Consider the following 14,164-nt stretch of genomic DNA (forward strand, 5'->3'; position numbering starts at 1 on the left):
TAAGATAAGATGAAAAAAACGGCGTTGATTTCAGGGATTACAGGCCAGGATGGTGCATACCTGGCAGAATTGTTAATCGAAAAAGGGTATGAGGTCCATGGGATAAAAAGAAGAACCTCCCTGCTGAATACGGATCGAATCGATCATCTGTACCAGGATCCCCACAGCAAAGATCGCAATTTCGTTTTGCACTATGGAGATTTGACAGATTCTTCAAATTTAATCCGGATCCTGCAGCAGACCCAACCCGATGAAGTGTACAACCTGGCCGCCCAGAGCCATGTTGCCGTGTCCTTTGAATCCCCTGAATATACAGGAGATACAGATGCCCTTGGCACATTGCGGCTTTTGGAAGGAATCAGATTGCTGGGATTAGAGAAGAAAACCCGGTTTTACCAGGCATCCACTTCCGAATTATATGGTAAGGTTCAGGAAACTCCCCAGACAGAAAAAACCCCTTTCTATCCACGCAGCCCCTATGCCGTCGCCAAACTTTATGCCTACTGGATAACCGTCAATTATCGGGAAGCTTACGGCATGTACGCCTGTAACGGAATCCTTTTCAACCATGAATCCCCCATCAGGGGAGAAACCTTTGTGACCCGGAAAATTACCCGGGCCCTGGCAAGAATAAGCCTGGGGCTTCAGGATCGTCTTTTTCTTGGAAACCTTGATGCAAAAAGAGACTGGGGCCATGCCAAAGATTATGTGAAAATGCAGTGGCTCATGCTGCAGCAGGAAGAGCCGGATGATTTTGTTATTGCAACGGGAAAGCAGTTTTCTGTAAGGAATTTTGTCACCCTTGCCGCAAAGGAATTGAATATAGATATTGATTGGCAGGGAAAAGGAGTGGATGAGAAAGGGTATAATAGTAAAACAGGAGCCCTGATAGTTGAAGTGGATCCCAATTATTTCAGGCCCACAGAAGTTGAGACCCTTTTGGGAAATCCTGCAAAGGCAAAGGAAAAATTGGGGTGGACACCGAAAATCACATTTGAAGAAATGGTTGCTGAAATGGTCGAACAGGATCTTGTCCAGGCCCAAAAAGACCAATTGTGTCAAACCCATGGATTTGAGGTGCTAAAGCACAATGAGTAAGAACATGAAAATAACTTCAAAAAAAATATTTGTTGCAGGGGGCAGGGGGCTTGTGGGTTCTGCCATTATCGGATGTCTGAAAGATAAAGGGTACTGTAATATTCTTGTCCCTTCCCATGCAGAACTTGACCTCATGGATCAGAATGCGGTTAACCTGTATTTTGAGAAAGAAAAACCTGAAATCGTTTTTCTGGCTGCGGCTAAAGTAGGCGGCATCGTTGCCAATAGCACCTATCCGGCGGATTTCATATATCAGAATCTCATGATTCAAAATAGTCTTATCCATCAAAGTTATGTGCATGGGGTAAAAAAGCTTCTCTTTCTTGGCTCCTCTTGTATTTATCCCAGGGATTGTGACCAGCCCATAAAAGAAGAATACCTGATGACAGGACCCCTGGAACCCACCAATTCAGCTTATGCAATGGCTAAAATAGCCGGGATTGAAATGTGCTGGGCCTATAACCGGCAACACAACACTCATTTTATTCCGGTGATGCCCACAAACCTTTATGGTCCCAATGACAATTTTGATTATGAAACCTCCCATGTCCTTCCGGCGTTGATCAGAAAATTCCATGAAGCAAAACAGAAGAATCTCGATTCTGTAACCGTCTGGGGAACCGGAACGCCCAAGAGGGAATTCCTTCATGTGGATGATCTTGCCAGGGCCTGTGTTTTTTTGATGGAGACCGATGCCGCTACCACACTTGATTTAAAAAAGCCCCTCATTAATATTGGAACCGGGAAAGATCTTTCCATTGCTGAACTGGCCCTCCTGATCAAACAGGTGGTCGGTTTTAAAGGGGATATCATTTACGACAGGTCAAAACCGGATGGAACCCCTCAAAAATTGCTGGACGTTTCAGTTTTGACGTCTTTGGGCTGGACGTCACAGATCTCTTTGCCAGATGGTATTCACAGCACTTATAAATGGTTTCTAAATCAAACCACGGGGTCAGGCTTGCGTTGTTGCGTTATTTGAGAGTAATGTATTGAATTTTGTTTTGGCAAGAGGTTATGACTCCTTGAAGGATTTGAAGGAGAGAGTATGGCCAGAAAACCACGTATCCACTACCCTGGTGCATTTTACCATGTTATGCTCCGTGGAAATGCCAAGCAGACCATTTTTTATGATCAGGATGATATCAGGCATTTTGAAAAGATCCTAGGCCAGGGATTGGAAAAATGCAAACTGCGATTATGTGCTTACTGCTGGATGAAAAATCATGTGCACATGGCACTTCAGGTGTCAGATATCCCGCTTTCTAAAATGATGCAGAGCCTTTCACAGCGTTATACTGGCTGGTTTAACCGCCGTTATGATCGTGTCGGGCATCTTTTTCAGGGGCGCTACAGGGCTATCCTGGTTGATGAAGAGGGATATCTTCGTGATATTATCAGATATATTCATCTCAATCCAGTGCGTGCCCAGCTGGTTAATGATCCTCTTGATTATCCAGAAAGCAGTCATCGTATTTATCTCTCTTCAGATAAAGTTTCCCGCAGGCTTTGCGTTGATCCGGCACTCAAATTATTTGGACATACCCAAGAGAATGCACGGATAAAGTATCGCCATTTTATGGGGCAGCCATTAGAAGAAGCATATCTGGAACTGCTGCGAAAAGGGGGTACAGACGGACATATTCTTGGGGATGATAATTTTGTCCAAAAGGTGTTTCATCAGGTAGAGGATCCGCCTGTATCCGATATGAGCCTTGATGCCCTGACAGTTTTGGTGGCTGAAAAATATAATATCTTCAGCCAGAACATTCTCAGTAAAAATAGAAGTCGACCTGTTGTGGAAGCACGCGCTGTTATCGCATTGCTTGCTGTTGATTTTACCCGACATACCCTCAAAGAGGTTTCCCAATATCTGGGACGGGAAATATCGACCATGAGCAGGCAGGTTATAAATCTTCGGGATAAAATAATTAAGTTTTCAGGTGTACAAGCGAAAATTGAAGGATTGATTGCGGAAATAACAAGGGTAGACCAAGGGGAATAATCCAAGATCGATCTTCCTGTTTTGGAATAACGCAACAACGCAAGCCTGACCCCACTCTGGTATGATGCTGTCCTTATTGACCCCTACAAGAACTTTTGGCCTTGCTTGCGCCACCAGGGCTTCCCCCCTGTCCTATTCGCTTTTTTAAATTTATAGGTGATTTGTTCTTCCTGAGCGGGAATATGTTATGCTCAATTCATCGTTTTATTTGTAATTTTCCCGATCGGGAATAAGACGATTGTAACTTCCATAAAGAATTGATATATTCCCGTTAAGGAATAAGATAATAAGGATATTCAAATGGATGTTAAAATAATAGGTAGGCTTGTTAGAGATGCAAGGAAAAGACAAAAATTCACACAAGCCGAGGCTGCAGGGTATTTGAATGTGGGTACTCGTTTTTTGTCGGATTTAGAAAATGGGAAACCCACTATTCAAATAGGAAAAGCTTTTCAGGTTTTGGAAGGCATTGGATTTAAAATTTTGATTGTTCCTAAAGCAAATCTTAAACTGATTCGTCATGTTGAGGACCATTTAAATGCAGGATAAATTAAATGTTTTTGTGAATCAATGCAAGGTTGGAGAGTTATGGCTGGATAACCAACGTCATTTTTGTTTCCAATATAGCGAAGATTGGCTTAATAACCCTGATAGACATAAGTTATCTATATCTTTACCATTGAAAAAAGAACCTTTTTGGGATAATACCTCTTTTTCATATTTTACCAATCTTCTTCCGGAAGGGGATATCCTGTCGGTCATTACACGCAGATTGCAAATTCCAATCAGCAATCAGTTTGAGTTGCTTCGGGCTATTGGTGGAGATTGTGCTGGAGCTGTGTCGTTATACGATGACGGTTTTGAACCACCCAAACCAGTTGAATATTCATATAAAATGCTTACGGAAAAACATTTGCGAAAAGTGGTTGAAGAATTGCCTGAGAATCTTTTTATGGCAAATGAAGAGGACATTAGGCTTTCATTGGCCGGAACATTTTGAAAAATTTGCTAAAGATGTGGGCATTAAATATGGTATTGTTAAAGAAACATTGCTGGATATGACCAATAAAAGTATTGACGCATCCAAAGAAACAACTATTCATTTTAATGACTTGTATGGTCAGAGTTCAATTGTCGATCAAATTAATATTGTCATCAAAAGCGGTGCTCAAAAAAAAATGGCTGATTTTCCTTCGTGATTCAGGCGGTTTATATGCATACTTGATAATAGTCACGTCACGCGTTATTATAAAACATGATAAGATCCTTTAAATGTAAATATACAAAGAAACTCTCAAAAGGCCACCGCATCAAGGGATTTATAAGTATTGAAAATGTTGCACGACGTAAACTTCGACAACTTGAAATCGCTAATCGACTTGAAGACTTGAAGACTTGAAGACTTGAAGACTTGAAGACTTGAAGACTTGAAGACTTGAAGACTTGAGAGTTCCGCCTGGAAATCACCTTGAATTGCTAAAGGGGGGGGGCGTTCCGGTCAACATAGCATTCGTATTAACGCCCAGTGGCGTGTCTGTTTTTATTGGACGAATGCTGGTGCGGAAGATGTGGAAATAGTTGATTATCACTGAGGAGAATTTATTATGAATAAACTTAAGCCTGTCACGCCTGGTGAGATTCTCCTGGAAGAGTTTCTCAAACCTATGGGGCTTAGCCAGTATCGATTAGCCAAGGAAATTGATGTCCCAGCTCAGCGTATTAGTAAAGTTGTTTTAGGGGAACGTTCAATCACAGCTGATACTGATTTAAGGTTGTGTCGTTTTTTTGGTTTGTCTAATGGTTACTGGCTGCGTGCTCAAGCGGCACATGATACTGAAGTTGCAGAGCTTACTTTGCATAATGTAATAATGAAAATAAAACCGTGGTCTGAGCAGGATCAATTATTTTGCTAAATTCCATAATGGCAGAAGAAAAATTTATAAGGGTTGTCTGATGATGTAAAAGGAGGTTTTTATGCAAGAAGGTACGCTCATAAAAATTGATCATCTTGGCGCAAAAAATTGTGTTACCGGTTCCTGTCACCTGATGCAGATCCCTGGCTCCCGTGGCCGTACTGTGAATATCATTGTGGATTGCGGAAAGGCCCAGGGCAAAGACCCGGAACTGCCCTTTGACGCCTTTCCTGTGGCACCTGAAAATATAGACTATTTGTTTCTCACCCATGCCCACATTGATCATATCGGCAGGGTTCCTGACATTATTGAAGCCGGTTTTGACGGTGAGATAATCTGCACCCATGGGACAAAGGCGCTTCTTGTTCCCATGCTCAGGGATTCTCTATCATTTACACAGAAAAGCAAACGAGAGATCCGGGCAATTGAACAAAGAATTGATGAGATCGCCTGGGGCTTTGAATATGGTCAAGTCTTTTTTCTTAAAAAAGGTATTCAGTTTAAACTGGGCAATGCCGGGCATATCCTTGGGTCCTGTTTTGTCTGGTTTGATATTTCTTTGGAATCTGGAAAAGATGACTATCGGGTTCTCTTTTCAGGAGACCTTGGCTGCACAGATACCCCGATTCTGCCTGATCCTGATATTCCCGATGCCTGTGATCTGCTGATTATGGAATCCACCTATGGGGATCGAAACCATGAAAGCCGTAACGAGAGGGTTGAGGTATTGAAACGCTGTCTTACCAGAGCGCTGGGTGATGGTGGTATTGTATATATCCCGGCATTTTCCCTGGGGCGTACCCAGGAACTGATATATGAGCTGGACCGAATCGGGATGAAAGTCCCTGTTTTTATCGATTCTCCCCTGGGTCTTAAAATTACAAAAATATATGCGCGTCTGGATGAATGCTGGGACAGAGAGGCCTCTGCCCTAAAAGCCCGGGGTGATCATCCCATTGATTTTAAAGGGCTCTATGCGGTGGAGCGGTTTGGGGATCATAAGAAACTGCTGAACATGGCAGGGCCGGCCGTTGTCATTGCCGGCAGCGGAATGTGTACAGGGGGCCGCATTGTGGATCATTTTAAACAGGGGTTGAAGGACGCCAAGAATGACGTCTTCTTTGTGGGATACCAGGCAAAGGGAACCCCGGGCAGACGGATTATTGAAAAAAAGGTGCCCTGCAAAGCCCGGATTCACAATCTTTCCGGATATTCTGCCCATGCGGACCAGGCCATGTTGGTAAAATGGGTAAAATCCATGCCTGCGCCGCCCAAAGAGATACGCCTTGTTCATGGCGAGTCCCATGCCCGTAAGGCACTCGCTGCAGCGCTTGGTATATAAGGCACAGCCCAGGTAAAACAAGCGATTGGTTGATGGGGGTATACTTTATATCTCCTCAAAAAATGATTTTTAAAAAATCAGGGTTTTCCCGATTGCCTTTTCCATAAAAATCTATTAATCTTTATACCATTCATTGAGCAACTAAAGGGATCGAATAGCAAATGGAAAAGGCTCTTTCCAAAAATGAGATTATTAGCTTGATTAAAGCTGAAAAAACTTTTTTAAAAGAAAATTTTGGAGTTCTTAATATTGGCTTGTTCGGTTCTTATGCTAAAAATCAGCAAAATCCGGATAGTGATATTGATTTTTTGGTCGAATTTTCAGAGCCTCGTTTCGATTGGATCGCTAGTTTGCAAATATATATGGAAAATAAATTTGAAAAGAAAATTGAAATTGTCCGAAAATATAGCCGGCACAAGAGCAGGTTTTTAGAACGTATTGAACAGGAAATAATTTATGTTTGATGATGTCATTTTTGAGAATTTACAACTGATCTCAGAATCACTTGATTTGATCCATGATCGTTTTTCAAAAATAAATCAGCCGGATGATTTTGTCTCAAATGAAAATGGTGTATTAATCCTTGATGCTATTGCCATGAGACTTCAGGTTGCTGGTGAATTGTTAAAGAAAATAGAGAAAAGAAATAAATCATTTTTAAAACAATACAATGAGATTAATTGGGATAATATCATGAGATTGCGTGATATTGTTTCCCATCACTATGAAAAAGTAGATCATGAAATTATTTTTGATATTTGTAAAAATCATCTTCCAAAATTAAGAAAAATTATCCAAAAAATGATCAAAAGATCTTTTGGAACTTAAAATTACAAAGATATATGCCGGAATGGATGAATGATAGGACAGGGGTACGGCCTTAAAAGCCCGTGGAGATTATCCTAATTAATTAAAAGGGCATCTATTCTGTGTGGAGTTTGTACCTCTTCAAAAAAAAATAAAAAATAAGGTTTTACCGATTGCCTTTTTCATAAAAATCGCTTAGTCTTTACCAATCGATTCTATTTCCAATCATCAATCATTCTGATAAATCCAGTTGTAACCTACTCCATTCTTTGAGATTCTCGTCTATTTGGTAAATAGGTCTTTGCGATCAGCAATCCGGGAGTCAGGGATATTCTAAATTTTAATTATGAGAAGGAGACAGAACAATGAACAAAAATAAAAGAATCGTATCAATTATTTTTATTGGTTTATTGGTTATGCTATATCTTATCCCGGCGGTTGCGAGTATGGGAAAGGTTAACATTAATACGGGTGATAAAGCGCAGCTTGTGACGCTTAAAAATGTGGGGGATAAAATTGCAGACAGGATTATTGAATATCGAAAAATCCATCCCTTTGAAGTCCCAGAGGATATTATGAAGGTAAAGGGCATAGGACAGAAGGTTTTTGAGGCAAATAAAGACAGGATAATCGTTAAGAATGAATAGCAGCATTGAATTAGCGATTAAATCCCTGATTCCTGATTCAAAAAACCGTTGCTTGATATAACCGAATTTTGTATTATTATTGAATACCATGTTGTAAATGACAGCATGGTATTTTTTTATCCTAACAAAGAAAGAGGCTACATTGGAAATTTCAAAAATATATCGGAAAAAGTCTTTCTGGGTTATTACCTTGATCATGATCTTACTTGCTGCCGGTGTCAGTGCGGGCATTTATTTTGGGAGCAACTGGCTGGTATCAATTTTTTCATCCGAGGAAGGACAAAAAGGACTTATCCAGAAAATTCCAGAGGGAGTCACCTTGCTGACCCTTGTTTTGGAGAAGTTCTATCTATGGACAATTCCGGCAGTTATGGGTGCCTTCCTATTGTTTGGGTGGGTGGTGTGGCTGGTTTTAAATTTTTTAATGTCGTCGGTTTTTAAACAGACGGGTGCATCTTCCAAGAAGGGAGGCGAAAGCAAACCTAAAAAGCGGGACTTTTTGGATCAGAAAATTGAGCAGGAGCGCAAAAGACGATTGTTTCTTCATTCTTTGTCTGTTCTTCAACGGGATGGCCGGCTTCTTGATTTTTTTGATGAAGACTTGAGTTTGTATGAGGATGATCAGATCGGTGCTGCTGTCAGAAGTATCCAGGAAGATTGCAAAAAGGCCATCAAAAAATATATTGACCCGAAACCGGTTATTGAGGCCGAGGAAGGAGAGTCCGTTACCATTGAGCCCGGATTTGATATTGATGCCATAACGCTTGTGGGTAATGTTTCAGGAGAGCCTCCGTTTCAGGGAGTCTTAAAGCATCGGGGATGGAAGGCCGGGAAAAAAGATGTGCCCAAGCTGTCTGATATCCAGAATCCCGACATCATGACCCCTGCCGAGATTGAAATACCATAACATTTAAAGATGTTCTAAAATTATTCAGGAGCTGGTTTGGATTTTAAGGATAAACAATATGTAATCGGGATTGATCTGGGAACCACCAATTGTGCTGTGTCCTATGTGGATGTATCTGCATTGAAGGAGATTACCGGAAGGGGCGGGGAGCAAGCGGATAAGAATAAGCTGATCAAGGTGTTTAATGTTCCCCAGTTGACCGGACATGGTGAATTTACTAAAATTCCGGTTTTGCCCTCCTTTTTATATATTCCAGGGACCTATGATATTTCAAAGGAAGTATTAAAACACCCATGGAAAAAGAGGGAAGATTTGTTTGCCGGGACCTTTGCCAGGGATCATGGCTCTAAAATACCGTCCCGGCTGGTTTCTTCTGCTAAAAGCTGGTTGTGCAACCCCGGGGTGGATCGTAATTCAAGGATTTTGCCCTGGGGGTCACAGGGGGTTGAAAAGGTTTCTCCGGTGACAGCCACTGCAGAATATCTGACCCATATCCGCAGTGCCTGGAATCATTTTGTGAAAGACGAAGATCAATTCCTGGAAAATCAGTTTGTTGTGATCACGGTGCCGGCTTCTTTTAATGAAGAGGCCAGGGATTTGACCATGGAGGCAATCGGGCTTGCCGGGTTTGGTACCTCTGTAACCTTGCTTGAAGAACCCTTGGCAGCGTTTTATAGCTGGTTGATTCGCCACGAAGCGGATTGGCAGCAAATTATACGAGAGGATGACCTGATTCTGGTGTGTGACGTTGGCGGCGGTACAACCGATTTTAGTTTAATCACGGTAACCGCCACCGAAGGGTCTCCGCGGTTTGAACGTCTGGCGGTTGGTGACCATCTCATACTGGGGGGGGATAATATAGACCTGACCCTGGCCAAGATTGTTGAATCAAAGTTTGGATCCAAGGCGAGGTTGACCCCGGACAAATGGAAAACCTTGTGCCATAGATGCCGGGACGCTAAGGAAAAAATTCTTGGCAATGGGGAGCGGGCTGTCAGAATCACCCTGAAAGGAGAGGGAAGGGCGCTTATTTCAGGAACCCTTTCAGCGGATTTGACCCGGGGAGATGTGGAAACGGTTTTGAGGGGGCAGTTTTTCCCCGATGTGGACACGGCTGATTTAACGGATCGGGATATGGGCAAAGAAATAGCTGATTTTGGTCTTCCCTTTGAACGAGAATCTTCTGTGACCAAACATATCGTCCGATTTTTGGAAAAACACCGGGAAAGTGTAAAAGACAGGCTCGCAAAAGAGTCACCCATGCCGGATTTTATTCTGTTTAATGGGGGGACCCTTAAGCCGGATCTTGTTCAGTCACGCATCAAAGAGGCGATTCGAAGGTGGTTTAAGACGCCGGATTTGAAAAAGCCCACTATCCTCGAGAATGATAGACCGGAGCTCGCCGTTGGAGTGGGCGCATCCTATTACGGCCTTGTGAAACAGGGGGTTGGCGTGCGCGTGGGAAGCGGTAGCCCGCGAAGTTACTATATTGGTGTCACTTTGGAAGCTGGGAATGACCCCAAAGCCGTGTGCATTGTCGAAAGGGGTCTGGACGAAGGCTCTGTGATCGATCTTCCTCAGATGGCCTATGAGGTCAGGGCCAATCAACCGGTCAGTTTCGATGTTTACAGCTCAAGTTTCAGATCCGGGGACACGGCCGGCAGTGTTATCCCCATTGACACTTCTTTGAGTGCCATGGCACCCATCCAGACAATTATACGGTTTGGTAAAAATGGAGAAAAGAAGGCAATTCCCGTAACCATGGGGGCAGAGTATACGGAGATGGGAACCCTTGCCATGTATTGTCAATCAGCCGTAAGCGATCATCGATGGAAATTACAATTTCAGCTCAGAGATTCGGGACAGGGAATCGAATCTGCTGAAACCGCAGTTTATGATGATGATCTGATTGACAGGGTGTGTGACACGGTTGAGCAGGCGTTTACCTGTAAATCTCCGGCAGAAAATGCTTTACAAGGGCTTGTAAAGCAGATTGAAGGAATGGTTGAGCAGCGAAAAGCCAACTGGCCCTTGTCTTTTTTGCGGCGGTTGGCGGATCGGCTCCTTGCCATTGAAGCTACAAGGACATTTTCTGAAGATCACGAAGCAAGGTGGTTGAATTTGACAGGGTTCTGCATGCGTCCCGGGTTTGGGGATGCCTTTGACACAGAAAGGGCCAGAAAATTATGGAAAATTTATCTGTCAGGTTTGCAATCGGCCAAAGTTGTCCAGAACCGGCTTGAATGGTGGATTTTTCTCAGACGGATTGCCGGCGGCTTAAACGCAGGACAGCAAAGACTATTTTACCAGGACACCGCTTCTTTTTTAACCATGGCTAAAACAACCAAGGGCAGACTCGCTCCCCAGGAGCAAATAGAGCTGTGGATGGCTGCTGGGAATATGGAACGGCTGCTGGTCAAAGACAAGGTGGTGCTGGCCAAGGCCCTTTTTCCCCAGCTTAAACCCGGGAAAAAACAGGACCGCTTGTTCTGGACCCTGGGGCGGTTGGGGGCTAGGGAGTTATTATACGGTTCTGCTGACAGGGTGGTGCCGCCATCGGAAGTGACGCGTTGGGTTCACAGAATTATGAAACAAAAATGGAAGATAGAAGATCCGGCCCAAAGCCTTGTGGCAGAAATTGTTAAAAAGACCGGGGACAGGACCCGGGATGTGGATCCTGATATCAGTGCCAAGATCGTTGCATGGTTGGATGAGACAGGGGCCGATGCTATCCTTATAAAAAGGGTGGTCGAAAAGACCAAAATGGCCTTGAACGAAAAAAGTGTTCAATTCGGAGAAAGACTTCCAGCAGGTCTTGTGCTGAAATAAACATTTATTTGAATTTTGTTAAGAAAGTGTTTGACAAGAATGAAAAATTCTTATAGTATTATCGAGTTCTGTCGGGGAGAAGGCAAACTGCTCTTCCCCAAAAGAATTTTTGATCTTTGAAAATTGGTCAGTGAGAAAAGAAAATGAGCGGGTCTAAGGACCTAAAAGTTTTATCAAAGGATTATAACTGGAGAGTTTGATCCTGGCTCAGAATGAACGCTGGCGGCGTGCTTAACACATGCAAGTCGAACGAGAACGGGATTGCTTGCAATCCTTAGTAGAGTGGCGCACGGGTGAGTAACACGTAGATAATCTACCTTCAAGCCTGGGATAACTATTCGAAAGGATGGCTAATACCGGATGAAGTATGTTGACATAAGTTGATATATGAAAGGTTGCCTCTTCTTGAAAGCAATTGTTTGAAGATGAGTCTGCGGACCATTAGTTTGTTGGTGGGGTAAAGGCCTACCAAGACTACGATGGTTAGCTGGTCTGAGAGGATGATCAGCCACACTGGAACTGACACACGGTCCAGACTCCTACGGGAGGCAGCAGTGAGGAATTTTGCGCAATGGGGGAAACCCTGACGCAGCAACGCCGCGTGAGTGAAGAAGGCCCTTGGGTCGTAAAGCTCTGTCGACAGGGAAGAAATTACTTCATATTAATAGTATGTTGTATTGACGGTACCTGTAGAGGAAGCACCGGCTAACTCCGTGCCAGCAGCCGCGGTAATACGGGGGGTGCAAGCGTTATTCGGAATTATTGGGCGTAAAGGGCGCGTAGGCGGTCTTGTCGGTCAGATGTGAAAGCCCGGGGCTCAACCCTGGAAGTGCATTTGAAACAGCAAGACTTGAGTACGGGAGAGGAGAGCGGAATTCCTGGTGTAGAGGTGAAATTCGTAGATATCAGGAGGAACACCGATGGCGAAGGCAGCTCTCTGGACCGATACTGACGCTGAGGCGCGAAGGTGTGGGTAGCGAACAGGATTAGATACCCTGGTAGTCCACACAGTAAACGTTGTTCACTCGGTGTAGCGGATATTAAAATCTGCTGTGCCCAAGCTAACGTGGTAAGTGAACCGCCTGGGGAGTACGGTCGCAAGACTAAAACTCAAAGGAATTGACGGGGGCCCGCACAAGCGGTGGAGCATGTGGTTTAATTCGACGCAACGCGAAGAACCTTACCTGGATTTGACATCCTGTGAATCTTTGAGAGATCAGAGAGTGCCTTCGGGAACACAGTGACAGGTGCTGCATGGCTGTCGTCAGCTCGTGTCGTGAGATGTTTGGTTAAGTCCAGCAACGAGCGCAACCCTTATCGTTAGTTGCCAGCACGTAATGGTGGGAACTCTAGCGAGACTGCCCGGGTTAACCGGGAGGAAGGCGGGGATGACGTCAAGTCCTCATGGCCCTTATATCCAGGGCTACACACGTGCTACAATGGTAAGTACAGAGGGCAGCAAGCCAGCGATGGTTAGCTAATCCCTAAAGCTTATCTCAGTCCGGATTGGAGTCTGCAACTCGACTCCATGAAGTTGGAATCGCTAGTAATCGCGGATCAGCATGCCGCGGTGAATATGTTCCCGGGCCTTGTACACACCGCCCGTCACACCATGAGAGTTGATTATACCCGACGTCGTTGGGCTAACCCTTCGGGGAAGCAGGCGCCTAAGGTATGGTTGATAATTGGGGTGAAGTCGTAACAAGGTAGCCGTTGAGGAATCAGCGGCTGGATCACCTCCTTTCAAAGGAAAGACAAGAAGTATAAGCGCTCAAGCTTAATTTTCACTGGCCAATTTTGAGGGATCAAAACGGCGAAGTATTAGTAGCCGGATCGTTCACTGTTCTTTGACAATTTGTTGTTGTAAATATCAATTGCGCAGTTGTTAAAATTATCATTAACAACTGATTAAAATATAAAGTGAGATTTGATTGTTGAATCAAATCGAGCTTGACCATTTAATGAAGCAAAATTTAATGAAATTCAAAGCGCACATTTTTTGACTGATTGAGTCGACCTTTTGGTCGTCGATTGAAGGCAAAAATATGGGCAACGAAGAAGTTTATTGAATATTGCGAAGTTAAATATGTTCGCATCAAAGTGTTTAAACTTATTTGTGGTATAGTGGCTAAGCTACTAAGAGCAAACGGTGGATGCCTTGGTGTCAAGTGCAGATGAAAGACGTGGAAAGCTGCGATAAGCTTCGGGGAGGAGCTAAACATCCTTTGATCCGGAGATTTCTGAATGGGGCAACCCGGCATGGTTAATACCGTGTCATCCTAACATGAATACATAGTGTTAGGAAGCCAACGGGGAGAACTGAAACATCTTAGTACCCCCAGGAAAAGAAAGTAATAACGATTTCCTAAGTAGCGGCGAGCGAACGGGAAAGAGCCCAAACCATATACGTGTCAAGCCCAAAAGCGTTGCGTATACGGGGTCGTGGGATGAGATTTGTCAGGGTTTTGGACCTGGCGGAGAGTAAAAAAATTCATTATTAGCTGAATGAGCTGGAAAGCTCGATCATAGAAGGTGACAATCCTGTAAGCGAAAATAATGGATCTCTCTTATTTTATTCCCAAGTACTGCGGAACACGAGAAATTCTGTGGGAATTT

At 43.7% G+C, this 14,164-nt stretch carries 13 protein-coding genes and 2 rRNA genes (1 of these 15 only partly in view); all 15 read left to right on the forward strand.

All coding sequences use genetic code 11. The features are described from left to right. Nucleotides 1–9 precede the first annotated feature (9 nt). Nucleotides 10–1,098: a GDP-mannose 4,6-dehydratase gene (gmd, locus tag ACZ45G_RS09375; protein WP_464177340.1), complete on the forward strand. Its 1,089-nt coding sequence runs from the start codon at nt 10–12 to the stop codon at nt 1,096–1,098. Between the two features lie 4 nt (nt 1,099–1,102). Further along, nucleotides 1,103–2,080: a GDP-L-fucose synthase family protein gene (locus ACZ45G_RS09380; RefSeq protein ID WP_464177343.1), complete on the forward strand. Its 978-nt coding sequence runs from the start codon at nt 1,103–1,105 to the stop codon at nt 2,078–2,080. 114 nt (nt 2,081–2,194) lie between these two features. Beyond that, nucleotides 2,195–3,103: a transposase gene (locus ACZ45G_RS09385; RefSeq protein ID WP_464179915.1), complete on the forward strand. Its 909-nt coding sequence runs from the start codon at nt 2,195–2,197 to the stop codon at nt 3,101–3,103. Between the two features lie 300 nt (nt 3,104–3,403). After that, nucleotides 3,404–3,652, forward strand: a complete 249-nt coding sequence (locus ACZ45G_RS09390; protein ID WP_464177345.1) for a helix-turn-helix domain-containing protein — start codon at nt 3,404–3,406, stop codon at nt 3,650–3,652. After that, entirely contained in the window at nt 3,642–4,103 is a 462-nt protein-coding gene (locus ACZ45G_RS09395) for a HipA N-terminal domain-containing protein (protein WP_464177347.1), read from the forward strand. The genes ACZ45G_RS09390 and ACZ45G_RS09395 overlap by 11 nt, the downstream gene beginning before the upstream one ends. A 16-nt stretch (nt 4,104–4,119) precedes the next feature. Beyond that, a complete protein-coding gene (locus tag ACZ45G_RS09400) occupies nt 4,120–4,302 on the forward strand; it encodes a hypothetical protein (protein ID WP_464177350.1) in 183 nt (60 codons plus the stop codon). A gap of 405 nt (nt 4,303–4,707) precedes the next feature. Further along, nucleotides 4,708–5,016: a HigA family addiction module antitoxin gene (locus ACZ45G_RS09405; protein WP_464177352.1), complete on the forward strand. Its 309-nt coding sequence runs from the start codon at nt 4,708–4,710 to the stop codon at nt 5,014–5,016. Nucleotides 5,017–5,077: 61 nt separating this feature from the next. Beyond that, nucleotides 5,078–6,358 (forward strand): MBL fold metallo-hydrolase, encoded by a 1,281-nt coding sequence (locus ACZ45G_RS09410; protein ID WP_464177354.1) that lies wholly within the window; start codon nt 5,078–5,080, stop codon nt 6,356–6,358. A 161-nt stretch (nt 6,359–6,519) separates the two neighbouring features. Next, nucleotides 6,520–6,822 (forward strand): nucleotidyltransferase family protein, encoded by a 303-nt coding sequence (locus tag ACZ45G_RS09415; RefSeq protein ID WP_464177356.1) that lies wholly within the window; start codon nt 6,520–6,522, stop codon nt 6,820–6,822. Beyond that, nucleotides 6,815–7,186, forward strand: coding sequence for a HepT-like ribonuclease domain-containing protein (locus ACZ45G_RS09420; RefSeq protein WP_464177358.1), 372 nt, complete (start codon nt 6,815–6,817; stop codon nt 7,184–7,186). Before ACZ45G_RS09415 ends, ACZ45G_RS09420 begins: the two co-directional genes overlap by 8 nt. A gap of 344 nt (nt 7,187–7,530) precedes the next feature. Beyond that, nucleotides 7,531–7,812 (forward strand): ComEA family DNA-binding protein, encoded by a 282-nt coding sequence (locus tag ACZ45G_RS09425; RefSeq protein WP_464177361.1) that lies wholly within the window; start codon nt 7,531–7,533, stop codon nt 7,810–7,812. Nucleotides 7,813–7,954: 142 nt separating this feature from the next. Further along, on the forward strand, nt 7,955–8,719 hold the full coding sequence (locus ACZ45G_RS09430) for a DUF2760 domain-containing protein (protein WP_464177363.1): 765 nt from the start codon (nt 7,955–7,957) through the stop codon (nt 8,717–8,719). Nucleotides 8,720–8,755: 36 nt separating this feature from the next. Next, nucleotides 8,756–11,548 (forward strand): Hsp70 family protein, encoded by a 2,793-nt coding sequence (locus ACZ45G_RS09435; RefSeq protein WP_464177365.1) that lies wholly within the window; start codon nt 8,756–8,758, stop codon nt 11,546–11,548. Between the two features lie 184 nt (nt 11,549–11,732). Next, nucleotides 11,733–13,292 (forward strand): 16S ribosomal RNA (locus tag ACZ45G_RS09440). Nucleotides 13,293–13,674: 382 nt separating this feature from the next. Further along, nucleotides 13,675–14,164: ribosomal RNA gene (locus ACZ45G_RS09445) — 23S ribosomal RNA — on the forward strand (it continues 2,513 nt past the right edge of the window). The 16S and 23S rRNA genes sit together here, the layout of an rRNA operon.

The sequence above is a fragment of the Desulfoconvexum algidum genome (assembly GCF_055382125.1).